This window comes from Streptomyces sp. NPDC026575, from assembly GCF_055567415.1.
In genome coordinates this window covers 85,232-109,105 of record NZ_JBVHQM010000029.1, presented here as the reverse complement: position 1 = coordinate 109,105, position 23,874 = coordinate 85,232, and the positions used below count along the sequence as shown (strand labels likewise).

Below are 23,874 nucleotides of genomic sequence, written 5' to 3'. Positions count from 1 at the left end.
CCGGAGGGGCAGGGGTGTGGGACTGCTGCGCTTTACGTCCCACACCCCTGCCCCTCCGGCCCGTCCCCTCCCGTGGGTGGGTGAGGTGGGTGGGTTGCGGTCGTCGTTGATGCTGCCGGACTCTCGCCGTCGTGGCTGGTCACCGTTGCGGCAGGGGGCAGGGGGAGTGGGAGGGACTCGGTCGGTGACGGGCACTGGACCACATGGGGACGCTCCCACCGGGCTTCTTCCTTCCCACTCACGGGAGGGGGCGGGTCTGCGGGGTTGGGGTGTTCGGACGGAAAGCGCAGCAGTCCGAACACCCAACCCCGCAGACCCGTCACCGGCGGCCGAACAGCCCCGCGCAGCGGCCCCGCCCGCCGCAGGCGAACCCAGCGAAACCCCCACGGCGGGCCAGCCGACAACGTGGGAAGCAGGCCAAGCGCTAGAGCGACGCGGGAGCCGACGTCCGCAAGACGTCCAGGTCGAGTGCGTTGGCCATGGCGCGGTAGCCCTCGTCGCTGGGGTGGAGGTGGTCGCCGGAGTCGTAGACGGGGCGGAGGCGGACCGGGGAGGCGGGGTCGCGCAGGGCCTTGTCGAAGTCGACGACCTCGTCGTAGACCGTGCCGGAGCGGATGATGCGGTTGACCCGCTCGCGGACGGAATTCAGCTGGGTGGAGTAACCGCGGTGGCCACCGAACGGCGTAAGCGTCGAGCCGGTGACGCGCAGGCCGCGGGCGTGCGCCTCGCGGACGATCTGCCGCATGCCCGCGACGATCTTCTGCGGGTCGAGCTGGCGCGGGGTCTTGAAGAGGTCGTTGAGGCCGATCTCGACGACCACGGCCTTCACGCCGGTACGGGACAGGGCGTCGCGGTCCAGGCGGGAGAGCACGCTGGGCCCGTTGTTCGGGGAGAACCTGCTGCCGTTGACCAGCAGGCGGTTGCCGCTGATGCCCTGGTTGAGGACGCCGTAGCGGGGCGCGCCGGGTTCGGTGCGCAGCCGGGCGGCGAGGAAGTCCGTCCAGCGGTGGTTGGCGCCGGCCGTGGAGGTGATGCCGTCGGTGATGGAGTCGCCGATCGCGACGACCGCGCCGGTCGCCTCGGTGCTCCAGACGTCCACGCCGGTCAGATAGCGCCAGTACGGGCTCTGCTCGGTGTAGGCGGCGCCGGTGGCGTCCTCGGCGCGGTCGCCGCGCGCCAGGTAGGAGGTCTGCCGGGCGTAGGGGTGGTAGGTGGCGGGGCCCGAGGGGGAGGGCGAGTACGTGGTGACCAGGAGGTCGGCGTCGGCGGGCACCTTCAGCCGGACGGGGTCGCTGGTGACCGCGCCGCCCGCCGGAATGGTCACCGCGGGCTTGCCGCCGAAGGACAGCCGGCGCATGGTGCCGTCCGCGGCGGTGGGGTTGCTGGGGGCCGCGGCCAGCGCCACCGAGGCGTGGCTGACCACCAGCGGGCGGGTGCCGAAGAGGTTGGAGAGCTGGATGCGGGCGCCGGACCCGCCGACGCTGGTGTGGACGACGTTCCGTATCGACATGCCCGCGTAGCCGTCCAGCGTGCCCGGCTCGGCCGCGGCCGCGGCCGCCGACCAGGTGCCGACCCACTGCCCGGAGACCGCGGGTGCCGCGGGGTCGCGGGGCTTGTGCGAGGAGCCGCGCGGCTCGCCGTCCTCGCCGCCGAAGCCGACGAATATCGCCGTCGAGATCAGCACCACCAACGCCGCCAGACCGGCGAGCAGCGCGTAACCCACACTTTTCTTCATGCGGGAGCGGTCTCCTGAGGAAAGCGGAGCGGCAGGCTCCGGGCGGGCAAGGGCAGCGGATGATCAGCGGCACCGTTGCGGTCCGATCGGTCCCTCATGATCCCACGGACCCCTGGGGGGCCGCCCGGCGGGCCGCTCGATGTCGCCTTGGCATGGACGCGGGGAACTCGTGGTTCGTTCCGGGAGTAGGTCACAGTGGGACATACGGCCGGATCGGCGGCCGGACGCGCGGCGCGCGAGAAGCCGTACGGAGGGCGGGGGCACGGTGGGAGCGGTGGAACGGATGGAACGCACAGCAGCGGACAATGCGCCGAACGGGTCGACGGCCCCCGCGCCGGGTGCCGCCCCGGGCGGCCGGGCGGTGCCCGGCGGCGGCTTCGCCTTCGGGGCGGCCGACGAGGAGCGCCGGCGCGGCGTACGCCGGATGAAGACGCTGGCCACCGGCCTGCTGCTGGCCGTCGCGCTGGTCTACGTCCTGGCGAAGGCGGCCCAGAACGCCGGGGCGGGCGGCTGGACGGGGTTCGTCGCGGCGGCCGCGGAGGCCGGGATGGTCGGCGCGCTGGCCGACTGGTTCGCGGTCACCGCGCTGTTCAAGCGGCCGATGGGGCTGCCGATCCCGCATACCGCCATCATTCCGACGAAGAAGGACCAACTGGGTCGGAGCCTGGGTGATTTCGTCGGGGAGAACTTCCTGTCCGGTGAGGTCGTACGGCTCCGGCTGCGCTCCGTCGGCATCGGCCGGCGGCTCGGCGGCTGGCTCGCCGAGCCGAAGAACGCCGACCGGGTGACCGCCGAGCTGTCCACCGCGCTGCGCGGCGCGCTGACCGTACTGCGCGACTCCGATGTGCAGGCGGTGGTCGGCGAGGCGATCACCCGGCGCGCCGACGCCCAGGAGATCGCCCCCGGTATCGGCACGATGCTGGAGAAGGTCGTCGCCGAGGGCGGCCACAAGCGGGTGGTGGACCTGGTCGTCGCCCGCGCCCACGACTGGCTGGTCGAGCACGGCGACTCGGTCATGTCGGCGGTCTCCGGCGGCGCCCCCGGATGGACCCCGCGGTTCGTCGACCGCAAGGTGGGCGACCGGGTCTACAAGGAGCTGCTGCGCTTCGTCACCGAGATGCGGGACATGCCCGAGCATCCGGCCCGCGGCGCGATCGACCGCTTCCTGCGGGACTTCGCGGGCGATCTGCAGTCCGACCCGGACACCCGCGCCCGGGTCGAGCGGCTGAAGTCGGAGGTGCTGGGCCGCGGCGAGGTGCAGGACCTGATCGCCTCGGCCTGGGGCTCGGTGCGCGCGATGATCGTGGCCGCCGCCGAGGACGAGCGCAGCGAACTGCGGCTGCGGGTGCGGGCGGCGCTGTTGTCCCTGGGGCGGCGGCTGTCCGACGAGGAGCGGCTGCAGGGCAAGGTGGACCGCTGGCTGGAGGGCGCGGCCGTCTATGTCGTGACGACGTATCAGGGCGAGATCACCGCGCTGATCACCGACACCGTCGCCGGCTGGGACGCCGAGCACACCTCGAAGAAGATCGAGGCGCACATCGGCCGCGACCTGCAGTTCATCCGGATCAACGGCACGGTCGTCGGCGCCCTGGCCGGCCTTGCCATCCACACCGTCTCCCAGGCGCTCGGCGGCTGACCCCAGGGCAGCGGCGCGCCGCCTCTGGCGGCCTGCGGCCCGAGGGCCTACCGTGCCCGCGTGCGGGAGCGGATACCGGTGGTCGTACAGGGGCGGCGAACCCGTCGCCCCCGCGCCGTGCGGGCGCTGTGGACGGGCGCGGAGCTGGCCGTGACGCTCGGCGTCGTCCTGCTGCTGCTCGTCGCGCACCAGCTGTGGTGGACCAACCGCCAGGCCCGGCACGCGGCGCGGGACCAGGTGGCGCGGCTGGAGCGGCAGTGGCAGACCCGGCCGCCGGCCTCGGCCGTACCCCCGGCGCCCGACGGCGACCGGGCGCGGGCACCGCGGCCCGGCGAGCGCACCGCGCCGCCCGGTGCGCTCCACCGCCGCACCGCCGGCCGGCCCCCGCCGGACCTGGCCTACGCCGTCCTGCGCATCCCGCGGATCGGCCTCACCGCGCCCGTCGCCGAGGGCACCGGCAAGGCCGCGGTCCTCGACCGGGGCTATGTCGGCCACTATCCGCACAGCGCGCAGCCGGGCGAGGCCGGGAACGTCGCGCTGGCCGGGCACCGCAACACGCACGGTGAGCCGTTCCGCCGTCTCGACCGGCTGCGGCCGGGCGACACCGTCGTCCTCGACACCGCCGAGGCCCGCTACACCTATGCGGTACGGCGCATCCTGCCGCGGACCACGCCCGGCGACGGCACGGTGCTGGCCGCCGTCCCCCGCAGCGGTGTGCACCCCGCCTACCGCTTCACCGCGCCCGGCGCCTATCTGACCCTGACGACCTGTACGCCCGACTACAGCTCCGCCTACCGGCTGGTGGTCTGGGGCGTGTTGCGGTCGTCACGGCCGCGGTGAGGGCGGCCATGGGGCATCACTTAGGCTCTGCTCACGTGCGAAACGAGTCCCCCGGTGGTCGAGCGCCGGGCTCCCGAAAGCGCCCGGCGCTGCTGTGGCTGCTGCTGCCCTATGTGCTGTTCCTGGCGGTGCTGCCGCTGGTGAACCGGGTGACACCGACCGTCATGGGTCTGCCGTTCCTGGTCTTCTGGATGCTGCTGGCGACGCTCGCCACGCCGCTGTCGGTGTGGCTGGCGCGGCGCGGCGACCTCAGGCGGGGACCGGACGGGGAGGGCTGGTGAACGCGGCGGTCGCCACCGGCGTGTTCGGCGGCTTCATGGTGCTCACCGTGGTCCTGGGGCTGCTCGCGGTGCGCGGGAGGGGAGCCGGCGGCGGACTGGCCGAGTGGTCGGTGGGCGGCCGCAGCCTGGGCACGGCCTTCATCTGGGTGCTGATGGCCGGCGAGAGCTATACGAGCTTCAGCTACCTCGGCGCGGCCGGCTGGGGCTACAACTTCGGTGCCCCCGTGCTCTTCGTGCCGGCCTACATGTCCTGCGGCTATGCGCTCGGGTACGTCGTCGGGCCGATGCTGTGGGCCTACGCCCGCCGGCACGGGCTGGTCGGCATCACCGACATCGTCGCGCACCGCTACGGCCGGCCCTGGCTCGGCGCCGCCGTCGCCCTGCTCGCCACGGTCTGCCTGCTGCCCTACATCCAGCTCCAGATCACCGGCATGGGCGTGGTCGTCTCGACGATCTCCTACGGCGCCATCAGCCTGAACTGGGCCTCCTTCCTCGGCTTCGCGGTCACCACCGGCTTCGTCGTGGTCAGCGGGCTGCGCGGCAGCGCCTGGGTCTCGGTGCTCAAGGACGTCCTCGTCATCGGCACCCTGGGCTTCCTCGTGGTCTACGTGCCGCTGCACTACTTCGACGGCTACGGGCCCTTCCTCGACCGGATCGTCGCCGAGAAGCCGCAGTGGCTGACCTTCCCCGGCCACGCCTCGGGCGGACTGGGGCAGCTGTGGTTCGCCACCACCACCCTCGTCAACTCCCTGACGGTGGTGGTCTTCCCGACGACCGTGGCGGGCTATCTGGGCGCCCGCAACGCCGATGCGCTGCGCCGCAACGCCCTCTACCTCCCCTTCTACAACGTCCTGCTGTTCGTGCCGATGCTGCTGGGCCTGGCGGCGCTGTTCGTGGTGCCGGGGCTGACCGGGGCGGACTCGAACCTGGCGCTGTTCACGTTGGTGGTGGACTCCCTTCCGGCCTGGGCCGTGGGCCTGATCGGGGCGGCGGCCGCCCTCTCCTCCATCGTGCCGATGGCCGTGTTCATGCTGGTCATCGGCACGATGTGGGGGAGGAGCGTGCTGGGGGCGATCCCCAGGCTGGCGGCCCGCCAGAAGCTGTGGTCGCAGCTGGTGGTGGTGGCGGCCGGCGCGGTGGCGCTGCTGCTGACCTACACCGCCCCCGACACCCTCGTCCGGCTGTCCCTGATCTCGTACGAGGGCATGGCGCAGCTGGTGCCGATGCTGCTGCTGGGGCTGGTGTGGCGGCGGCTGACGCTGTGCGCCGCGGTGAGCGGCCTGGTGGCGGGCTTCGCTCTGGTCTGTGTCCTGGTCTTCACCGGACACGACCCGGTGTGGGGGATGAACGCCGGGATCGTCGGGCTCGCCGTGAACACGGCGGTGGCGCTGGCGGTCACCTGGCTGGGGCCGCGCGAGCGCGACGAGCGGCCGGACGCCGAAGTGCTGGCGCTGGACGACGAGTTCCCGCAGGGCGGTGGCCCGGTGGGGGACGCCCCGGTCAGTTCGCCGGCGTCGTGATCTTCTTGCCGTCCTTGGAGACCGCGAACCACAGGCCCATCTTGCCCTGGCCGGTGATGTCGCCGGGCTGCTTGTCGCCGGTGAACCAGTAGACCGGCCAGCAGTCCACGGCCAGCTGCTTGATGCCGTCGGGGCGGGTGACGGTGGAGATCAGCTTGGGGGCGATGCCGGTGAGCTTGGAGCGGTCGGCGGGCTTGGCGGGCTTCCAGGTGTCCAGGCAGGCGTCGTTGCAGGCGAACTTCATCGGCCAGGCGCTGTCCTTGTTGAACCGGTAGAGGGTCCGGCCCTTGCCGTCGACGAGGATCTCGCCGAGCTCGGGCTGGTTGAGCACCGAGACGTCGGCGGGCGGCTGGGCGCCGGCCTTCTTGCCGTCGGCGGCCAGCGCGTTCCAGGTGCCGCCGACGCCGTGGCCCTTGGTGTCGCCGGCCTTGGTGTCCTTGACGTAGCGGTAGGCGGGCCAGCCGCCGATGGTCAGCTGCTTGACGCCGTCGGCGCGGGTGACCGAGCCCAGGGCGCTCTTGGCGATGCCGGCGGGGGCCGTGGCGCCGTCGGCGGGGACCGGCGGCCAGGTGGTGGCGCAGGAGCCCGAGCAGTTGGACTTGGCGGGGTCGGGGGTGTCCTTGTCGAAGCGGTAGAGCGTCATGCCCTTGGCGTCGGTGACGACCGGGCCGAGCTTGGCGTCCTGGTGCAGCGCCAGCGTCCCGGCGCTCGGCCCGGCCTTGGTCTCCTTGCCGCTGTCGCCGCCGGCCTGGCCGCCGTAGCCGTCGTCGCCCTGGCCGGAGCCGGAGGAGCCGTAGCCGTAGTCGCTGGTGCCCTGGCCGGCCGGCTGGACGGTGTCGGTGGTGGGGGTGGATGCGCTCTGGTTGCTGCTGCCGCAGGCGGCGGTGAGCGCCAGGGTGGCGACCGCGGCGGCCGCGAGTCCCGCACGACGTCGAGTGATCATGGTGTCTCCTCTGCCGGTTGCTGATGGTGTGGGTTGCTGGGCGGGTCGCCGTCGCCTGTTCGCCGGCGGGTGCCGTCGCCCGGGAAGTACGCGGCATGGGGTGCCCGGTGTTCAACCGGTGCCGGGTTTTTTGCCGGTCGGCCGAAAAACCGTGCGGGACCGGTCAGTTGCCGCCCTGCACCCGCAGCGCCAGCGCGGGGCAGCGGCGCACCGCGAGCTGCGCGCGGCGCCGCATCCGGGCCGGCAGCGGCATGCTGGCCCGCTCCGGGTAGCCGTCCGGGCCGAGCTTGACGACACCGGGCACCACATCGGCGCACAGGCCGTGGCCGCGGCACAGCGTCCAGTCGACCAGCAGCCGCTCCTGCGGCGGGGCGGCCGTGGGCGCCGGCGCGGGCGTCGTGGCCGGTGGCGGCTGGTGCCCGGTGACCGGCAGCGCCCCGGTCACCGGGCGGCCGCACCCGAACCCCTGCGCATGGCACTCGAACTCCTCGGGGAAGGCGGCGAGGGCCGAGGCGACGAAGCGCGCGGTTCCGTCCGGGTGGCTGCAGGCGCCGCGCTTCTCCACGGCCCGCATCCGGGCCCGCACGGCGTCCAGGGCGCCCGTGCCGCCGCCCCGTACGGCGCGGGCGAGTTCGTCGGCGAGCGCGGGCAGGCCCAGCACGCAGGGGCCGCACTGGCCGGCGGACTCGGCGGCCATCCACTGCGCGACCCGTACGGTCTCGCCGGCCGGGCAGGTGTCGTACGGGATCGGCAGCACCGCGCCGGCGCCGAGCACCGCGCCGTAGGCGGTCAGCGCCTCCCGGGAGAGGGTCGCGGTGCGGGCGTCCTCCGGGGAGATGAACGTGCCGTGGTAGCCGCCGAGCAGGACGCCCAGCCCCGGGTCGGACCCGCACAGCGCCAGGACCCGGCTCAGCTGCACCCCGTAGGGGACCTCCACGACCATGGAGCCGCCGACCGTCAGGAGCAGTGTGCCGGGCTCCGCGGGCAGCCCCGCGTTGCGGTAGCCGAGGGCGCCGAGCCGGGCGGCCACGGCGAGTTGGGCGTAGGTCTCGGTGTTCGACAGCAGGGTCGGCACACCGTTCAGACCGCGTTCGCTGGAGCGGACCTTGCGGCCGGAGGGCAGACCGGGGCCGCCGCCCAGCCCGTTGGTCATCGCGGTGCCCTCGCCCGTGACGAACCGCTCGGTCAGCAGGGTGACCCTTAAGGCCGGCCGGACCGGGCCGCGTTCGCCGATCGCCTGCCGCACCGAGCGCTCGACGTCCTTGCGGGTCACCCCGATGGCGACCTCCTGCGCGCCCAGCGCCTCGGCGGCCAGCAGGGCGCCGTCGAGCACCAGATGGGGCGCGTGCAGCAGCAGCGCGGTGTCCTTGAGGCAACTGGGCTCGCCCTCGCTGCCGTTGACGACCACGGCGCCCTTGCCGTCGGCGCGCCGCATCCCGTCCGTCACGGCGGTCAGCTTGCGGGCGAAGGGGAAGCCCGCGCCGCCGCGGCCGCGCAGATCGGTGTCCTCGGCCAGCGCCACCAGCTCCTGGGCGGTGAGCTTGGGCAGGCTGCCGTGCCGGGCCAGATGCGCCACCCGGTCCATGCGCGGGGTCTCGTCGAGCCCGGCGAGCAGCCGCGGCGGGCCGAAGGACGCCAGCGTCGGCACGGGTTCGGGTCCGGTCAGCGCCGGCAGCAGTCGGGTGGGGGCGGGGGCGGTCATGAGAGCTCTCCTGAGTTCCTGCGGGAATCACGCAGCCGCAGCGCCAGCCGTACGGCGACCGCGGCCAGGCATACGGCGTATCCGGCGACGGCCCAACCGGCCGCCGCACGGCCCGACTTCAGGCCGTGCACCAGGGCCAGGCCCCAGGCGAGATACGCGCTCATGTGCAGCGCCCGCCACCAGCGGGACGCGGTGATGCCGGTGAACGCGCCGCGCACCGCGCCGGTCACCGCGACGGCGACGAACACATACGCGGCGAGCGTGCCGAGCCCGATGAGCACCGGCCGCGCCCCGTCGGTGAACGGCACCGCGACGGAGGTCGTACCGACGTGGCCCTCGGCGACCTTCACCCAGATGTGCAGGCCCAGGAAGCCCAGGCCGGCGACGCCGGTGCCGCGGTGCACGGCCTGGGCGAGCAGCCGGTGGCCGGAGTGCAGCACCATCCGGTCGGTGGCGGCCAACCCCCACAGCACGGTGACGGACAGCGAGACCAGGGCGAGCACCCCGGCGCCGAAGTCCAGGAACTGCATCAGGGTTTCCATCGCGCCGGAGTGCAGGGTGACGGCGATGAAGAGCAGCAGCGCGGCCGGAAGGGCGGGGCGCAGCACGGTGGTCGAGGCGAAGCCGCCGGACGAACGGCCCGGCGGCTTCGGTTCCTTCGGAGGGCGCCGGGGGCGGGGCACGGTCGGCGAGGGCCGGGCCCGGTGTGCTGCGCGGCGGCCCTGGCGGCTCTGGCGGCTCTGCAAACGCGGTGCGGACATCGGACCTCCCGGTGTCGGAGCACGGGTGCGGGATGCGAATTTCGTTGAAATTTCCCTGCGGTGGTATTTGCCCGACGGCTTTTGTACGGGTGACCCCCGGTAACACTAAACATTCCGTAACCGGGTGGATACGCAGGGCGTTATCTTGCCGTGATCCGGCTGTGATCCGGATGCGGAAAAGCATCTCCGAGCGCGTTCAGGCTTTCGTAAGGTTTATCGCGCTGTGACAAATTCCTGCAGCGGCGTCGCGGGCGCACGGCGTCACTCCGGATGATGCCGAGTCAGGCGCACGGGGGCGCCCACCCACTGAACTGAACAAGCCGCATCCCCGCCAGGATCGAGGTAGCGATGTGTGATCTGCTGAACCGCATCTGGTCGCGTCCCCGAGGCGAGTGGACCCGGGCCGTCAGAAATGAACTCCCGGACCTCGCCGAGAAGGTGGTCGCGGAGTTGCAACGCGGATTTCCCGCATTGGCCGCACTTCTCGGTGATACGCCCATAGAAGAGGCCGAATGGGCCCTGGAACAGGCCCTGCTGACAGTACTGGGTTACCAGAAAGAGTCGGAAAGTAAACGTCCGGCGGTATCGTCCGTAGTCACCCCGATGCCCGTCGCGCGGGCCCGCCAGGACCTGTTCGACGTCCTCGCCGGTCAACGCGAGGCCCCGGACGAGGGGTTGCACGACCTCGCCCGGGCGGCCGGCTGGCCGGTGCCGGACACCCTCCAGGCCGTCGTACTGGCCACCCCCGCCGAGGCGCCCCAACTCGCCGCGGCGCTCGGGCACGCCCTGATCGGCACCGTCGAGGGCTACACCTGCCTCTTCGTCCCGGACCCGGCCACCCAGACCAGGCCCCGCCTGGAGGCGGCCCTCAAGGGCCGCGCCGCGGCCGTCGGCCACGTCGTACCGGCCACCGACACCGCCTCCTCCCTCCGCTGGGCCCGGTACCTGCTCACCCTGGCCCCCGGCCGGGTCGGCCCGGAGACCCGCCCCGCCTTCGTCGACGACCACCTCTCGGCGCTGCTGCTCCTTCAGGACGAGTCCCTGGCCGACGCCCTCACCTCCCGCTGGCTCGGCCCCCTGGAGGAGCTGACCCCGCGCCAGAGCGAACGTCTCGAAGTCACCCTGCTGGCCTGGCTGGAGGGCGGTGGCGCGCCCGAAGCGGCCAAGCTCCTGCACGTCCACCCGCAGACGGTCCGCTACCGCCTGCGCCAGATCGAGAAGCTCTTCGGCCCGGTCCTGCGCGACCCGCGCACCCGCTTCGAACTCGAAATGGCGCTCCGCAGCCGCCGGCTCATGGCCCATGTCCGCTCCTACCGCGCCCGCGCCGGACGGCGGGCCCGCGCCGTCGCCTCCTCCATCCGGCCACTCGGCGTGGCCCGGGAGGCCCGGGTCAACGGCCTATGACCCGGCGGGGCCCTCGCCCCGCACCCGCTGGCGTGACGCCGGCCACCCCTCGGCGCACGCCGCACCGGCCCCGAGCCCCGCGCACCCGCGACCGGGACCGGCCGGGCAACCTTCCCCCCTCGCCCGGTGTCTGATGTTCGTCAACCGCCCCGTGCCCCCGGGACATCCCCCGGCGCACGGGCGGTCGCACGGAAACATCGGAGAGTTTCATGCGCATTCGCCCCGCAGCCTGCGCGGCGCTTCTGGTGGCGGCCTTCGTCCCCGTCCTCTCGGCGCCGCCCGCGAGCGCGGCCGCCGCCAAGTACGCGGACGACTTCAACGGCGACGGCTACCGCGACTACGCCACCTATCTGCCCGGCCACAGCCCGGGCGGCGGCGTGCAGGTCACCTTCGGCACCGCCGCCGGACCCGGCACCCGGACCCAGGTGATCGACCAGTCCAGCCCCGGTGTCCCCGGCGCCGACGAGGACGGCGACCTCTTCGGCGGCGTCCTGGCCCCCGCCGACTTCAACGCCGACGGATACGCGGACCTGGCGGTCACGGCGTACGGCGAGGACGTCGACGGGCGGACCGAGCAGGGCTCCGTCACCCTCCTGTGGGGCGGTGCGGGCGGCCTCTCCGGCGGCACCTCGGTCCCCAACATGGGCGCCAGGAAGTCCGACGGCCACTTCGGCCGGGACCTGGCCGTCGGCGACTTCGACGGGGACGGCAGGAAGGACCTCGCCGCGATCAGCGCGGGCCGGACCTACGTCTACCGGGGCCCGCTCACCCCCGCCGGCGCGACCGGTCCGGTCACCACCCTCAACAGGTCCTCGGCCGCCCTGGACGCCCGGTCCCTGGTCGCCGGGAACGTCAACGGCGACGGCAGGACCGACCTGGTCGTCGTCGGCCTCGCCGACACCCCCGGCTTCGGTACGGACGCCTGGTTCATCAAGGGCGGCGCCACCCTGACCCCGGGCAAGACCCTGCGGCTGGTCTCCGGCTACGGGGACGGCGCCGAAGGGGCCGGCGTGATCGCCGACTTCAACAAGGACGGCTACGGGGACCTCGCGGTCGGCAGCCAGATGTACGGCGACTACCAGGGCCGGGTCTCGCTCTGGTACGGCTCGGCCACCGGCCCCGCCGGCAGCGCCCGCATCACCCAGGCCACCAGCGGCGTCGCCGGCACCCCCGAGAGCGGCGACATGTTCGGCTCCTCCCTCTCGGCCGCCGACGTCGACGGCGACGGCTACCAGGACCTGGCGGTCGGCGCGTACGGGGAGAAGATCAGCGAGCAGACCACCGAGGGCGGCGTCCACGTCCTGCGCGGCGGCCCCAGCGGTGTCACCGGCGCCCGCTCCCAGTGGTTCGCCCGCAACACCCCCGGCGTACCGGGCTCGGTGGCGTGGAACGACTGCTTCGGCGGCACGGTCCGGCTGCGCGACACCGACCGCGACGGCCATGCCGACCTCTACGTCACCGGCATCGTCGACGGCTCGCTCCGCCTGCCCGGCACGGCGTCCGGCATCACCACGACCGGTGCCTCCCCGGCGGACACCGACGTCGTCGAGGGCATGCTCCAGTAGCAGCGCGCGCTTCGGCCGGCTCCCGGGCGCGCGCCGCCGCCCGCCCGGGAGCGCGGTGGGCCGCGGCGGAAGCGGGCGGTCGATGTCCCTCCCCCCGTTCCCTTCGCCACGGTCTCAGGTGCGCTGAGCGGCGGTCTGCCGGCAGAGCGGGCAGCGGTCCGTGCCGTCCCAGTCCTGCCAGCCGAACTCCGCGGGGGAGAGCGGCTGTCCTTCGAGTTCCCGCCGTACGGCCACCCGGTAGGCCCAGACCGCGCCGATGTAGGGGTGGTAGGCGTCGTGGAAGGCCGGTGCGTCCTGCCCGGCTCCCTCGGCGACCACCCGCCGCAGGGCGCGGAGCCGTTCGAACATCGTCTGGCCGGCGCCGGCGACGGCGGTGGTCGCGTCGATGTAGAGGCTCTCGCGCACCTCGTGGATGCCGGATTCCTCCATCGCCGCACGGGCGGCCGCCTCCAAGTCGGCCTCGGCGCCCGGGTCCTGGGCGATCCGGCGCAGGCGCGTATGGCACACTCCCGCGGCGCGGATGAACTCCAGGTACACCGCGCGTCTGCGTGCCCCCACGCCGCGGTCGTCCTCGCGGCGGTGCCGCAGATAGTCGGCGAGCACGGTCCCGGATATGGCGATCGAGCCACCACTGACCGTCGCGACGAGCGTCCCCCAGTCCACGTCCGGAATCTACGTGCGGATGATCGGAAAGAACAGCAGGAGCGGGCGGATGTGGTGAACTCCGCACCGCCCGGGGGCATCAGCGGAAGCCGGGCCAGTGCGGGTCGTCCCAGCGGTCGTCCCCGGTGAGGCCGAGCAGCCGTATCCGGTGCAGCAGGTCCTCGGGCGCGCCGTGGGACCGGAGCCGGCCGGCGGCGTGGCGCAGCAGCCAGGCCGTCAGTGCGGCGCGGGTGGCTTCCTCGTCGTGCCAGGTGTCCCAGGGCAGTTCGTCGCGCAGCAGCTCGCTCTCCCACTCGTCCACGGCCAGGGCCAGGTGGCGGTCGGCTGTGGGGCGGGGGTGGGTCTCCCAGGCGCGGAGCCAGGGGGTGGGCGTGCCGGACGCTTCGGCGGCCAGCACCAGGACCTGGTGGGCGGGCACCGCGGGGTCGGGGTCGGTGAGGGTGCGGGCCCACCATGCGTGGAGGAACTCCTCCACCGCCGCGGCCTGTTCGGCGGGCCACTGCTGCCAGCCGGCGTGGTGGAAGGTGAGTCCGGCCTCCTCCATGCCGAAGAGGGGGGTGATCCGGCCGTCGGCCAGGGCGGTGGCGAACTGCGGCAGGATGCGGCGCAGCACCGATGCCTTGTAGGTCCAGTCGACCGCCTGCCAGGTGCGCTGGAGCAGGTCGGGGTCCAGCTCCACGTCCGGCACCTTCAGCAGGGCGAGCTCTTGCGCGCTGCCCCAGTGGCACTCGCAGTTGTCCTCGTCGGGGTGGGCGGTCATCCCGCCGAAGACGACGGCGAGGCGGTCCAGCGCGGCGGACAGCCGCAGCCGTGCGTCCGCGGCGGTCGGATGGGGGCTTGTCATGGTCTGCGCCTTTGGGGACTCCGGGTGCGGGGGCCGCCCGAAGAGCGCCACCTTACCGGCCGACGGGGGAGGCCGGCCGGGACGGTCTTCGACGGCGAAGGGGCCGGTCCGCCGCGCGGCGGACCGGCCCCTTCGCCCAGGGTGTGTCAGCGGCACTCACGCCCGCTGTTGATGCAGTTGACGGCCTTGTTCATCAGGTCGTCCGGCATCACGTTGATGAAGTCGCCGTGGTCGGTGACCGGTTTGTGGAGCTGTTCGGGGAAGCTGTCGACGGCGAAGCTGTTGCCCTGCGGGACGTCGTAGGTGATGCGCTGGACGAGCTGCGGGACGGGCGTGAAGCCGCCGGGGCAGTTGCCGTTCTGGTCGGAGAAGGCCATGTGGTCGCGGTGGTTGGCGCTGTCGATGTCCCGGCCGTTCCAGCAGTTCTGGAAGGCGAAGGTGCGCACGACCTGGGAGCCTTGGGGGCAGAGCGGGTATTTGTCCTTGAGCTGGCGGTCCTCGAATCCGGTGCAGCTCCAGGAGGCGTTGGCGTTCTTCGTGCCGTTGGTGAACGCCTTGGCGTCACCGGTGATGATCTTCAGGAACCGCGGCATCGCCCGGACCTGGCCGCTCTGGCTGCCGCGGAAGGTGAGGTTGACCGAGGCCGGGGTCAGCACCGACCCGTTGTTGCCGTCGTGGCCGGCGCCCGGCTTCTGCTCCGAGGTGCCGTCCAGCTTGCGCAGCACCGGCCAGTAGTGGGTGGACTGGTCGCCGTTCTGGCAGGTGGTGTCGGAGTCGGCGAGCTTGCGGTCGTTGGCGAAGGCGTCGGTGGCCTTGTTGCCGACGTAGTCGTGGGTGTGGTGGGCGCCGTTGCTGACGCCCGGCGTGACGATGACGTTGTCGGAGTTGAAGTGCCCGTCCTCGTTGCGGCCGCATTCGGTGGTGAAGGTGCCGGTCGAGGCGTTGTTCCCCTGGGGGGCGGCGAACGGCGGATCGCCCGCGTTGGGCTGGACGGTGGTGATGTCGACGAAGTCGTCGGGGGAGGGGCCGCCCACCTGCCCCGGCTGCTGCTGCCCGCCGCCCTGCCCCTGGACCTGCCCCGGCTGCTGGCCCTGGCCGGGGTCCTGCGGCTGGCTCTGGTTGGGGTCCTGGGGCTGGCTCTGGTTCGGGTACTGCTGCCCGCTCTGGTTCCAGCCGTCGTTGGTGGACTTGGCCGCGGCCTGGCCGTCCGCGCCGGTGGGCTTGGTCGTACAGCCGCTCATCTTCAGCAGATAGTCCGGCCGGGTGGCGTCCTTGGCGATCGCCGTCACCATCGTGCCGATCGTCCTGGACCGCTGCTTCTTGAGCCGGGCGAGGACCTCGTCGCCCGCCCCCTCGGTCATCCGGTGGTACGCGTCGGAGACCTGGCGGTCGAGCGAGGCCAGCCCCTTGGAGACCTGGAGCTGGGCGCTGCGCGGCACCTTCCGCAGCGACTGGCCCACGTCGGGGCAGGAGACGGTGGTGGCGGTCACCATGTGCGCATGGCCGGCCGCCGCGTCGGGCGCGTTGTTGCCGGCCAGCGCCGTGGTGGCGACCACGGCCAGACCACCGCCGCCGAGCAGGAGCGCGGCCGCGGCGACCAGCATTCTGTTCGTCAAGCGCGAGCGTTTATGGGACTGGGCCTGCTGCCGTTGCCTCATGAGATCACTTCGCTTCGTCCGAGGAGATGAGGGGGGTGAGGGGATGAGAGGGGAGGGGAGGAGCGCCGTCGCCCGGGGCCTCGCGGGGGCCTCAGTAGCTGTGCAGCGTGTTGAAGTCGACCCGTCCGGTCTTCTCCAGGACCGTGATGTGGTCCAGCACCACCGTGTTGGCCCGGTTCGCCAGGGCGCGCACCATGGAGTTGCGGGTCTGGTCGCGGACCATCGCCACCAGGCCGAAGACCTTGCCGTGCGCCCGGCGCAGCAGCTCCGCGAAGACCGGCGGGAAGTCGTCGCCCTGGGCGGCGCTCATCTGCGCCAGCCAGCCCTGCTGCTGGGGAGTGGGCTGGTTGGCCAGCTGGATGCCCAGCGCCCGCCCGGCCTCGATCGACCGCCGGTCCAACTCGGTGTGCCCGGCGACGAGATGGTCGCCGGCCATGCGCACCGCCGCGGTCGTGCCGCGCTCCTGCGCCTGCCGGCCCGCGGGCAGCTCCCACAGCCCGGCCAGTCTGACCTTGCGCACGAAGTCGCGGTCCATCGCGGTCAGCGGACCGTAGCGGGTGTTCACCGTCCCGCCGCCGTCGTCGTCGTACGCGACGGTGTTGGTCGCCGCGGACGCGCTCTCACCGAAGAGCTGTACGGGCAGCAGCACCGCCGCGAGCGTGGCCACGAGCGCGGCGACGACCAGTCCGGTGGCGATGGTCCGCCCGGATGCTGCGGAGTTGCTGAGGATCGACCGCACACGGCCTCCCGGTTCGTCCCTACTGGAATGCCACCGGACGCTAAGGGCCCCACCGGGCCTTTAGGCCGGGGTTCTCACCCCTGGACAAATAACGGCCGGGCCCGCCGCGACACTGCTACGGTGCCGCGTGCGGGCCCGGACCCGTCCGTGCGGGGGGACGCCCCTGCGCTCAGCGCGCGTACAGGCCCGCCGTCGCCCACCGCCGGCGCTCGCTGCGGGTGTCGGGCGCCTCGCGCTCCCCGCGCGCGTACAGGGCGTCGATCTCCGCCGCGTAGGCCCGTACGATCGCCGCTCTGCGCAGCTTCATCGACGGCGTCATCAGCCCGGACTCCTGGCTGAACTCGTCCGGCAGCACCCGGAACGCCCGGATCGACTCGGCCCTGGACACCGACGCGTTGGCCCGGGCCACCGCCCGCCGCACCTCGGCCTCCAGCTGCTCCTGCGGCGACGGCCCCGAGCCGCTGCCGCCGTCCTCGCCGGTGTCGCCGCGCAGCCGGCGCCAGTGCGCGAGCGCCTCCGGATCCAGGGTGATCAGCGCGGTCACATACGGCCGGTTGTCGCCGACCACCACCGACTGTGAGATCAGCGGATGGGCGCACAGCCGCTGCTCCAGTCCCTGGGGGGCGACGCTCTTGCCGTTGCTGGTGATGATGATGTCCTTCTTGCGCCCGGTGATGATCAGATAGCCCTCCTCGTCCAGATGCCCGAGGTCGCCGGTCGGCAGCCAGCCGTCGTACAGCCCGCTGCCCGGCGTGCCGGCACCCCCGTTCTCGGCATCGAGGTATCCGGCGAACACCACCGCACCGCGCACCCACACCTCGCCGTCCAGCGCCAGATGCACCGCGCTGCCCGGCAGCGGCAGTCCCACCGTCCCGAACCGCACCTTCCCGGGCGGCTGCACGGTGATCGCGCCGCTGGTCTCCGTCAGGCCGTAGCCGTCGTAGACGGTGATCCCGATGCCGGCGAAGAGCAGCGCCAGCTCCTTCAGCAGCGGTGAGCCGCCGGAGACGGCCGTGGCCACCCTGCCGCCCAGCAGCTCCCGGATGCGGCAGTACACCAGCCGGTCGTAGAGGACGTGCCGGGCCCGCAGGACCGGGTCGGGGCCGCGCCCGGTCCCCTGGGCCTCGGCCGCCATCGCCTCGGCGTAGCGCACCGCCACCGTCATCGCCGCGTCGAACGTCCGCCGCCGGCCCGCCTGTTCCGCGGCCCGCCGGGCGTGCGCGCAGATCTTCTCGAAGACGTAGGGGACTGCGAAGAGGAACGTCGGACGGAACGACGCCAGGGCCGGCAGCAGTTCGTCGGAGGACGCGTCGGGCTGGTGGGCGAGCTGCACCCCGCCGCGCAGGCACGCCACCTGCACCATCAGCCCGTAGACGCCCGCGAAGGGCAGAAAGGCCAGCAGCGAGGGGCGTTCGCCGGGTGGGGCCAGCAGCCCGCCCCAGCCCGCATAGAGGGTGTCGCACTGGGCGGCGAGGTTGGCGTGCGTGATCACACAGCCGCGCGGCCGCCCGCTGGTGCCCGAGGTGTGCACGATCGCGGCGGTGCTGCGCGGGGTGACCGCGTGCCGCAGCCGGTGCACATCCGCCTCGGGCAGCCGGGTGCCCTCCTCCGACAGCCGGGCCACGCAGTCCAGGTCCAGCTGCCACAGCCGGCGCAGCCGGGAGCGGTCGTCACTGGCCTCCGCCACGGTCATGGCGTGCGCCTCGTGCTCGACGACGATCGCGGTCACCGCCGCCCCGTTGAGAATGCAGCGCAGCTGCTCGGCCGACGCGGTCGGATAGACCGGGACCAGCTGGGCGCCGATCGCCCACAGCGCATAGCTGAACAGCGTCCACTCGTAGCGGGTGCGGGACATCAGCGCGACCCGGGCGCCGGGCCGCACGCCCTCCGCCAGCAGCCCCCTTGCCAGCGCCATGACCTCGTCGCGGAACGTCTTCGCCGACACCTCCTCCCAGCCGCCCGGCGCGCGGTCCTCGCGGCGGGCGAGCTGGACGAAGTCCGGCTGGTGGGCGGCGGTGTCGAAGACGGAGTCGGCCAGACCGCCGGTCCGCAGTGGAGCCGCCAGGGCCGGAACGCTGATGTCGCGCACAGCACCTCCTAGGTGTTCCCCCTTGATTCCCCCTTGGTCCCCCGCCGTCCCGACGGCAGGGAGGGGCAAGTTACCGGTCGGTCCGGCCGCTGCCCAGGTATCCGGTTACTCTTGAGCGGAAGACGACAAGTCTTGCCGGCCGGCCGGACGCGGGGAGGGGACCGGATGTATCGCATCGTCGACGCCTGGCGCCTGTACACCTGCGCGCTCTTCTTCTTCCTGGGCGGGCTCCTGCTCGCGCAGAGCGGGCTGGCGACGGCCCTGACCGCCGCCGCGACCACCGCCGCGGTGCTGCTGCTGTGCGCTGCCTTCCTGATCGCGGCGGCTGCGCCGCCGGTCCCGCCGGGCCGGATCCGTACGGCGATCCGCGATCGCGAGCGGCGTACGGCGTTCCTGCCGCAGCGCGATCCCGACGCGGCCGGGCGCCCGCGGCCCCGGGCACCGGGCCGCGCCCTCCCGACGGCCGCGTAGACGCACGTCCGGACCGCGCTCCGCCTTCACGGCGCTGCTCTTCCTTCTTCCCTCCGGACCGCCTTCCGCGTCCGCGCGGCTCGTCACGCCGAATCCACATCCCGGTACGACGAGACCCGTGGAGGGCTCACCCATGTCCGTTTTCGGCTTCCTCGGCGATGCGCTGGCGCACGGCGCCCAAGCGATCGAACCGTTCTTCGGCACCGCGGCCACGGCCGTGGCCATCGTCCTGTTCACCCTGGCGGTACGCGCCGCGCTGCACCCGCTCGCCCGCGCCGCGGTCCGCGGCGAGAAGGCGCGGGCCGCGCTCGCCCCGCAGCTCGCCGCGTTGCAGCGCAAGCACAAGGGCAACCCGGAGCGGCTGCAGAAGGCGATGGCCGACCTGTACGCCAAGACGGGCTCCTCGCCGCTGGCCGGCTGTCTGCCGACCCTGCTCCAGCTGCCCGTCTTCTTCGTGATGTACCACCTCTTCTCCACCGGGGGCGGCGGGCTGCTCGACCACACGCTGCTGGGCGCGCCGCTCGGCGGCCACTTCAGCCAGGCGCTCGCCGACGGCGGCCCCTTCGGCCCGCAGGGCCTGGTCTACCTCGTGCTGTTCGCGCTGATCGCGGCGGTCGCCACCTGGAACTACCGGCGTGCGCTGGCCGCGGCGGCCGCGGCCCCGACACCGGCCACGGGCCCGGCCGCGGCCCCGGGGATGGCCGCCATGGGCAAGGTGCTGCCGCTGCTGTCGTTCGGCACGCTGATCACGGTCGCCGTGCTGCCGCTGGCCGCCGGGCTGTACATGGTGACGACGACGACCTGGACGGCGTGCGAGCGGGCACTGCTCCAGCGGGAGAGGCGGGACAAGCAGGGCGAGCGGGGCGAGCGGGGTGCGGCGGTTCCCGCTCCGCGGTCGGCCAAGGGGCGCGACGTCGTTACTACCCCTCAGTAACGGTCCAGTCCGTGAACGGGGTCTTGCAGACTGGACCTCGTTCTTGGAGGATCGGCCAAATTGCCCGATGGCCGTCCCCCATCGGCCGGCCCGGAAGGCCCCTTCCGGGCCGACCTTCGACCACGGGAGTTGAACCGATGAAGCTGCTGCGTGTCGGACCGGTGGGGGCGGAACGCCCGGCGCTGCTCGACGAGGCGGGAGTCCTGCGGGACCTGTCGGGCCTGGTGCCGGACATCGACGGAGCGCTGCTCGCGGACGAGGGGGCGCTGGCGCGGCTGCGCGCCGCCGCCGCGTCCGGCGAACTGCCCCGGCTCGACGCCGACGGGCTGCGCACCGGTCCGCCGGTGGCCCGGATCGGCAAGATCGTGTGCATCGGGCTGAACTACCACGACCACGCCCGGGAGACCGGGGCCGCGACCCCCGAGGAGCCGATCGTCTTCATGAAGGCCCCGGACACCGTCGTCGGCCCCGACGACGCGGTGCTGGTGCCGCGCGGCAGCGTGAAGACCGACTGGGAGGTGGAGCTGGCGGTCGTCATCGGCCGGACGGCCCGCTATCTGGAGAACGACGAGCAGGCGCTGTCCGCGGTGGCCGGCTACGCGGTGGCGCACGACGTCTCCGAGCGCGCCTTCCAGATCGAGCGCGGCGGCCAGTGGGACAAGGGCAAGAACTGCGAGACGTTCAACCCGCTGGGCCCCTGGCTGGTGACCGCCGACGAGGTGCCCGACCCCCAGGCGCTCGGGGTGCGGCTGTGGGTCAACGGCGAGCTGAAGCAGGACGGCACGACCGCCGAGCAGATCTTCCCGGTGGCCGAAGTGGTCCGCTATGTCAGCCAGTTCATGACCCTGTATCCGGGCGATGTCATCAACACCGGTACCCCCGCCGGTGTCGCCATGGGGCAGCCGGAGCCCAAGCCGTATCTGCGGGCCGGCGACGTCGTCGAGCTGGAGATCGACGGCCTGGGCCGCCAGCGGCAGACGCTGCGCGCTGCTTGATTCCCACGTTTTTGGCTTTCCCGCCGTGGTGGTTCGTCGCCGTTGCGCCTGCGGCGGGCGGGGTCCGCTGCGCGGGGCTTTCGGGGTGCGGTGACGGTCCTCCGGGGCAGGGGTGTGGGACTGCTGCGCTTTACGTCCCACACCCCTGCCCCTCCGGCCCGCCCCCTCCCGTGGGGGTGGGGAAGGGGGCCGTGGGGGCGCGCCTGTGTGGGCCCCAACCGTGTCGGTGGGTATACGGCCGGCTGGCGCGCGTCCCGCTTGGCAAGTGGCGGGCCGCGGGAAGCGCAGCCCGCCACCCACCCCTAGGCTGCTCGCATGATCCGTGCAGTGGCGTTCGACATCGGCGAGACCCTCATCAGGGACGACCGAGGCTGGGGGGCGTGGGCCGACTGGCTTGATGTCAGTCGGCACACGCTGTCCGCGCTGGTCGGCGCGGTGGTGGCACAGGGCCGGGACAACGCCGACGCACTCCGGCTCGTTCGGCCGGACATTGACATCGAGGCCGAGCGGGCCGCGATGGAACGGGCCGGACGCGGCGAATTCCTTGATGAGTCCGACCTGTACCCCGATGTCCGGTCGTCCCTGGCCGCGCTCCGGGAGGCCGGGATTCGAGTGGTCATCGCCGGCAATCAGACCCGCCGAGCAGGGCAGTTGCTGGGCGCCCTCGACCTGCCGGCGGACGCGCTCGCCGTGTCCGGGGAATGGGGCACGGCCAAGCCGGACCCCTCGTTCTTCGCCCGCACCATCGAGCTGGCGGGTGCCGCGGCGGACGAAGTGCTGTACGTCGGTGATCACCCGCAGAACGACGTCGTGCCAGCGGCTCGGGCAGGGATGCGCACCGCGCACCTGCGCCGCGGGCCGCTCGGGCACTTGTGGGCGGACAGCGAGTACGCGCGGGCCGCGGACTGGCGGATTGGGAGTCTGGCCGAGTTGGTGGGCCTGTTCCTTCCGGGGGTGAGGTGACCGCACGGCCTTGCCCGCGTGACGCAGGGCGAGGCATCCGTGTTCCCGGACAGTGACGATGTGGGTACGGTTCGCAGTGGCCGCGCCGGAGGGAGTTCGTATGCCCAGCATCGTCTACCAAGGGGTAGGGCCCCGCATCGCCTACGAGCGGCGCATTGCCGGCCTTACCCAGGTCGACCTCGCCCGTGCTGCCCGTGTCGCACTGGGCACGATCCGGAAGATTGAGCGCGGCGAACGCGGCGCTTCCGACGCTGTCCTGACTGCCATCGCGGACGCACTGGACACCGACCCCACTCGTTTGCTGCCGGACCGGGAACGCCCGGACGACCGCGTACACGAGGCGATGCCGGGCCTGTCCGCGGTCCTCGCCGCATACGAAGCGCCGGACGACGGGACGTGCCGCGAACTGCGGGCGCTCGGTGAGGCTGTCGCATCGATCGTCGGTTACCGGCTGAGCGCGCAGTACGCGCGCATCAGCCGCATGGTCCCGGGGCTCCTCGCCGAACTGTGCCGCGCGCTCCAGAGCGCATCGTCGCACGACAGGCCGATGGTGGCACGGCTGCTTGTGGACGCATGCCGAGCCGCGGACGCCGTCGCGTTCAAGCACGGTGCGAAGGATCTCTCGGCCCGTCTCATCGACCTCATGCGGTGGGCTGCCCCTCAGGCTCACAACCCGCTCGTGGATGCCGCGGTGGCCTACGTCCGTACGGAAATCCACTTCGGTGCCCAGACGCATGCCGTGGGGCTGCGTGCCCTTGAACAGGCCCTGGATCGCGCTCCGCGCAGTGAGGCCCTTGAGGTCCTGGCAGCCCGTGGCGCACTGCATATGCGGGCCGCGGTGGTCGCCGGAAGAGCCGGCAACGGTGACGCGGCGGCGCTCCACCTCGATGCCGCCCGCGCCTTCGGTGACCGGGTGCGGGAGGACGTATACGGAGGGACGGCGTTCGGGCCGGATAGTGTGCGTATCCACGAGCTCTCGGTGGCCGTGAGCCTCGGTGACGACTGCCTGGACCGGGCTCTCCGGCTGGCCCGCGAATGGAAGCCGCCGCAGAGCCTGCCGGCGGAGCGCCGCTCTGGTTTCTACATCGAACTCGGCCGCGCTCAGCTCTGGTCCGGCCGCCCGAATGCCGCGTTCGAGTCGCTGAAGGTGGCCCGCCGGATCGCACCCCAGCATGCCCGGGAGCACAGGTGGGTGCGGGAAGATGCGGCAACGCTGCGCCGTCTGAAGCGAGCGGACGCCGAGAGCCTGTCGAACTTCGCCGAATGGTGTCACGCCGGGGCGGGCGTCTGAACGCTACCCCTCGCAGGGGTACTTGAGGGGTACGCGCGGGGCCAATCTCTTCCCGAGCCTGACGGCGCAGGGAGAGACCGTGACCGCAACGACACCCCCGGCGGATCCCGACGTAAGCACCGTCCGACTGCACGGCAAAGGCGCGGCATGCGCGTCGTCACCGCTGGATCACGGAAGACCCCCGCGACGCTGCTGACGTCCGGGGGCATGGCCATCAACTACCAGGGAGTTGACAACATGTCCAAAGCTACAGCGAGACTCTTAGTCCTGCTGCTGCGGCTGCTGTTTCCCGCGCGAGGCTGCCACCGGCACGTCGGCGCACGGTGCGTCACGAGGCGCGAGGACGCGCAGACACTCATGCTTCGCCAGGTCTCCGTCGGGTGGCCGGGGCTGCTCCGCGGAGAAGACTCGCCTCTGATCCGCCCGTATGTCCTCACACCTGAGGAACGGCAGGAGCGGCGGTCGCACGATGGTCGGCGGCAGTCGCTGTGGTCCACGCCGCACGGGCACGACGCGGGGCCGTACTGGACTCACAGTGCGGAGGCGATGGGCTGATGGCCCGCGTGTGCTGCCCCGTTCACCTGATGGAACCGGTCTCGGCGACGGAGCCCGAGCCGGTTGCCGGGTGCGATGTGTGCACTGCCCTGGCCGAGCAGCGTGCGAAGGCGCACACCAACGGGGACAAGTCGAAGGCGACCGACTGCAACATCGAGATCCGCCGTCACCCCCACCCGAAGGCATGCGGCCGCGATTGAGCACAGACATCCGCTCTCGACGGGGACCACCCAGGGCGTTGGTACTCCCTCACGGCCGACAGCCCAACCGATGGCGGAACCCGAT

The 23,874-nt window shown here is 72.8% G+C and carries 21 protein-coding genes; 12 read left to right on the top strand and 9 right to left on the bottom strand.

Annotation, left to right across the window (positions count from 1 at the left end; genetic code table 11):
- Window positions 1-424: 424 nt before the first annotated feature.
- Window positions 425-1,735: an SGNH/GDSL hydrolase family protein gene (locus tag ACZ4NB_RS31705; protein WP_467666488.1), complete on the bottom strand. Its 1,311-nt coding sequence runs from the start codon at window positions 1,733-1,735 to the stop codon at window positions 425-427.
- 283 nt (window positions 1,736-2,018) lie between these two features.
- On the opposite strand from ACZ4NB_RS31705, the gene ACZ4NB_RS31700 reads away from it, so the two are divergent.
- Genes ACZ4NB_RS31700 through ACZ4NB_RS31685 form a run of 4 tightly spaced genes read left to right on the top strand, consistent with a single transcriptional unit; the run spans window position 2,019 to window position 6,012 of the window.
- Entirely contained in the window at window positions 2,019-3,371 is a 1,353-nt protein-coding gene (locus ACZ4NB_RS31700) for a DUF445 domain-containing protein (RefSeq protein ID WP_467666487.1), read from the top strand.
- Window positions 3,372-3,431: 60 nt separating this feature from the next.
- The gene (locus tag ACZ4NB_RS31695) at window positions 3,432-4,211 is read left to right on the top strand and encodes a class E sortase (protein ID WP_467666486.1); all 780 of its coding nucleotides are present in this window, start codon (window positions 3,432-3,434) and stop codon (window positions 4,209-4,211) included.
- Window positions 4,212-4,246: 35 nt separating this feature from the next.
- The gene (locus tag ACZ4NB_RS31690) at window positions 4,247-4,492 is read left to right on the top strand and encodes a DUF3311 domain-containing protein (protein WP_467666485.1); all 246 of its coding nucleotides are present in this window, start codon (window positions 4,247-4,249) and stop codon (window positions 4,490-4,492) included.
- Window positions 4,489-6,012 carry a sodium:solute symporter family protein gene (locus ACZ4NB_RS31685; RefSeq protein WP_467666484.1) on the top strand — a complete coding sequence of 508 codons (1,524 nt, stop codon included), beginning with the start codon at window positions 4,489-4,491 and terminating at the stop codon, window positions 6,010-6,012. Before ACZ4NB_RS31690 ends, ACZ4NB_RS31685 begins: the two co-directional genes overlap by 4 nt.
- Here the strand turns inward: ACZ4NB_RS31685 and ACZ4NB_RS31680 are convergent.
- The 3 genes from ACZ4NB_RS31680 to ACZ4NB_RS31670 form a co-directional block, all read right to left on the bottom strand.
- Window positions 5,993-6,955 (bottom strand): SCO0930 family lipoprotein, encoded by a 963-nt coding sequence (locus tag ACZ4NB_RS31680; protein WP_467666483.1) that lies wholly within the window; start codon window positions 6,953-6,955, stop codon window positions 5,993-5,995. The two genes, ACZ4NB_RS31685 and ACZ4NB_RS31680, sit on opposite strands and share 20 nt — an antisense overlap.
- Window positions 6,956-7,118: 163 nt before the next feature.
- A complete protein-coding gene (locus ACZ4NB_RS31675; RefSeq protein ID WP_467666482.1) occupies window positions 7,119-8,657 on the bottom strand; it encodes an NADH-ubiquinone oxidoreductase-F iron-sulfur binding region domain-containing protein in 1,539 nt (512 codons plus the stop codon).
- Complete coding sequence (locus ACZ4NB_RS31670) at window positions 8,654-9,418, bottom strand: hypothetical protein (RefSeq protein WP_467666481.1); 765 nt, start codon at window positions 9,416-9,418, stop codon at window positions 8,654-8,656. Before ACZ4NB_RS31670 ends, ACZ4NB_RS31675 begins: the two co-directional genes overlap by 4 nt.
- A gap of 603 nt (window positions 9,419-10,021) precedes the next feature.
- On the opposite strand from ACZ4NB_RS31670, the gene ACZ4NB_RS31665 reads away from it, so the two are divergent.
- Window positions 10,022-10,822 carry a PucR family transcriptional regulator gene (locus tag ACZ4NB_RS31665; RefSeq protein ID WP_467666480.1) on the top strand — a complete coding sequence of 267 codons (801 nt, stop codon included), beginning with the start codon at window positions 10,022-10,024 and terminating at the stop codon, window positions 10,820-10,822.
- Window positions 10,823-11,031: 209 nt separating this feature from the next.
- Window positions 11,032-12,387 (top strand): FG-GAP-like repeat-containing protein, encoded by a 1,356-nt coding sequence (locus tag ACZ4NB_RS31660; protein WP_467666479.1) that lies wholly within the window; start codon window positions 11,032-11,034, stop codon window positions 12,385-12,387.
- 114 nt (window positions 12,388-12,501) lie between these two features.
- Here the strand turns inward: ACZ4NB_RS31660 and ACZ4NB_RS31655 are convergent, their stop codons facing one another.
- The 5 genes from ACZ4NB_RS31655 to ACZ4NB_RS31635 all read right to left on the bottom strand — a co-directional run bounded on the left by ACZ4NB_RS31655 (window position 12,502) and on the right by ACZ4NB_RS31635 (window position 18,380).
- Window positions 12,502-13,050: a CchlQ gene (locus ACZ4NB_RS31655; protein ID WP_467666478.1), complete on the bottom strand. Its 549-nt coding sequence runs from the start codon at window positions 13,048-13,050 to the stop codon at window positions 12,502-12,504.
- A gap of 79 nt (window positions 13,051-13,129) precedes the next feature.
- Window positions 13,130-13,894: a hypothetical protein gene (locus ACZ4NB_RS31650; RefSeq protein WP_467666477.1), complete on the bottom strand. Its 765-nt coding sequence runs from the start codon at window positions 13,892-13,894 to the stop codon at window positions 13,130-13,132.
- Window positions 13,895-14,040: 146 nt separating this feature from the next.
- On the bottom strand, window positions 14,041-15,498 hold the full coding sequence (locus ACZ4NB_RS31645) for a DUF1996 domain-containing protein (RefSeq protein ID WP_467666490.1): 1,458 nt from the start codon (window positions 15,496-15,498) through the stop codon (window positions 14,041-14,043).
- Between the two features lie 145 nt (window positions 15,499-15,643).
- Complete coding sequence (locus ACZ4NB_RS31640; protein WP_467666476.1) at window positions 15,644-16,291, bottom strand: DUF4142 domain-containing protein; 648 nt, start codon at window positions 16,289-16,291, stop codon at window positions 15,644-15,646.
- 169 nt (window positions 16,292-16,460) lie between these two features.
- Window positions 16,461-18,380, bottom strand: coding sequence for an AMP-dependent synthetase/ligase (locus tag ACZ4NB_RS31635; RefSeq protein ID WP_467666475.1), 1,920 nt, complete (start codon window positions 18,378-18,380; stop codon window positions 16,461-16,463).
- Between the two features lie 165 nt (window positions 18,381-18,545).
- Here ACZ4NB_RS31635 and ACZ4NB_RS31630 point away from each other — a divergent pair, with 165 nt between their 5' ends.
- From ACZ4NB_RS31630 to ACZ4NB_RS31605, 6 genes are all read left to right on the top strand, one after another.
- A complete protein-coding gene (locus ACZ4NB_RS31630) occupies window positions 18,546-18,851 on the top strand; it encodes a DUF6412 domain-containing protein (protein ID WP_467666474.1) in 306 nt (101 codons plus the stop codon).
- A gap of 133 nt (window positions 18,852-18,984) precedes the next feature.
- A complete protein-coding gene (locus ACZ4NB_RS31625; protein ID WP_467666473.1) occupies window positions 18,985-19,785 on the top strand; it encodes a YidC/Oxa1 family membrane protein insertase in 801 nt (266 codons plus the stop codon).
- Between the two features lie 137 nt (window positions 19,786-19,922).
- A complete protein-coding gene (locus ACZ4NB_RS31620) occupies window positions 19,923-20,780 on the top strand; it encodes a fumarylacetoacetate hydrolase family protein (protein ID WP_467666472.1) in 858 nt (285 codons plus the stop codon).
- Window positions 20,781-21,095: 315 nt separating this feature from the next.
- Window positions 21,096-21,743 (top strand): HAD family hydrolase, encoded by a 648-nt coding sequence (locus ACZ4NB_RS31615; protein ID WP_467666471.1) that lies wholly within the window; start codon window positions 21,096-21,098, stop codon window positions 21,741-21,743.
- Between the two features lie 100 nt (window positions 21,744-21,843).
- Window positions 21,844-23,034 (top strand): helix-turn-helix domain-containing protein, encoded by a 1,191-nt coding sequence (locus tag ACZ4NB_RS31610; protein ID WP_467666470.1) that lies wholly within the window; start codon window positions 21,844-21,846, stop codon window positions 23,032-23,034.
- A 584-nt stretch (window positions 23,035-23,618) separates the two neighbouring features.
- On the top strand, window positions 23,619-23,789 hold the full coding sequence (locus ACZ4NB_RS31605; RefSeq protein WP_467666469.1) for a hypothetical protein: 171 nt from the start codon (window positions 23,619-23,621) through the stop codon (window positions 23,787-23,789).
- Window positions 23,790-23,874: the final 85 nt, after the last annotated feature.

What these genes read in the sequence shown, in the direction of transcription:
- ACZ4NB_RS31705 (WP_467666488.1), bottom strand. Translation starts at nt 1,735, where the DNA reads ATGAAGAAAAGTGTGGGTTACGCGCTGCTCGCCGGTCTGGCGGCGTTG.
- ACZ4NB_RS31700 (WP_467666487.1), top strand. Translation starts at nt 2,019, where the DNA reads ATGGAACGCACAGCAGCGGACAATGCGCCGAACGGGTCGACGGCCCCC.
- ACZ4NB_RS31680 (WP_467666483.1), bottom strand. Translation starts at nt 6,955, where the DNA reads ATGATCACTCGACGTCGTGCGGGACTCGCGGCCGCCGCGGTCGCCACC.
- ACZ4NB_RS31675 (WP_467666482.1), bottom strand. Translation starts at nt 8,657, where the DNA reads ATGACCGCCCCCGCCCCCACCCGACTGCTGCCGGCGCTGACCGGACCC.
- ACZ4NB_RS31670 (WP_467666481.1), bottom strand. Translation starts at nt 9,418, where the DNA reads ATGTCCGCACCGCGTTTGCAGAGCCGCCAGAGCCGCCAGGGCCGCCGC.
- ACZ4NB_RS31665 (WP_467666480.1), top strand. Translation starts at nt 10,022, where the DNA reads ATGCCCGTCGCGCGGGCCCGCCAGGACCTGTTCGACGTCCTCGCCGGT.
- ACZ4NB_RS31660 (WP_467666479.1), top strand. Translation starts at nt 11,032, where the DNA reads ATGCGCATTCGCCCCGCAGCCTGCGCGGCGCTTCTGGTGGCGGCCTTC.
- ACZ4NB_RS31650 (WP_467666477.1), bottom strand. Translation starts at nt 13,894, where the DNA reads ATGACAAGCCCCCATCCGACCGCCGCGGACGCACGGCTGCGGCTGTCC.
- ACZ4NB_RS31645 (WP_467666490.1), bottom strand. Translation starts at nt 15,498, where the DNA reads ATGCTGGTCGCCGCGGCCGCGCTCCTGCTCGGCGGCGGTGGTCTGGCC.
- ACZ4NB_RS31630 (WP_467666474.1), top strand. Translation starts at nt 18,546, where the DNA reads ATGTATCGCATCGTCGACGCCTGGCGCCTGTACACCTGCGCGCTCTTC.
- ACZ4NB_RS31625 (WP_467666473.1), top strand. Translation starts at nt 18,985, where the DNA reads ATGTCCGTTTTCGGCTTCCTCGGCGATGCGCTGGCGCACGGCGCCCAA.
- ACZ4NB_RS31620 (WP_467666472.1), top strand. Translation starts at nt 19,923, where the DNA reads ATGAAGCTGCTGCGTGTCGGACCGGTGGGGGCGGAACGCCCGGCGCTG.
- ACZ4NB_RS31615 (WP_467666471.1), top strand. Translation starts at nt 21,096, where the DNA reads ATGATCCGTGCAGTGGCGTTCGACATCGGCGAGACCCTCATCAGGGAC.
- ACZ4NB_RS31610 (WP_467666470.1), top strand. Translation starts at nt 21,844, where the DNA reads ATGCCCAGCATCGTCTACCAAGGGGTAGGGCCCCGCATCGCCTACGAG.
- ACZ4NB_RS31605 (WP_467666469.1), top strand. Translation starts at nt 23,619, where the DNA reads ATGGAACCGGTCTCGGCGACGGAGCCCGAGCCGGTTGCCGGGTGCGAT.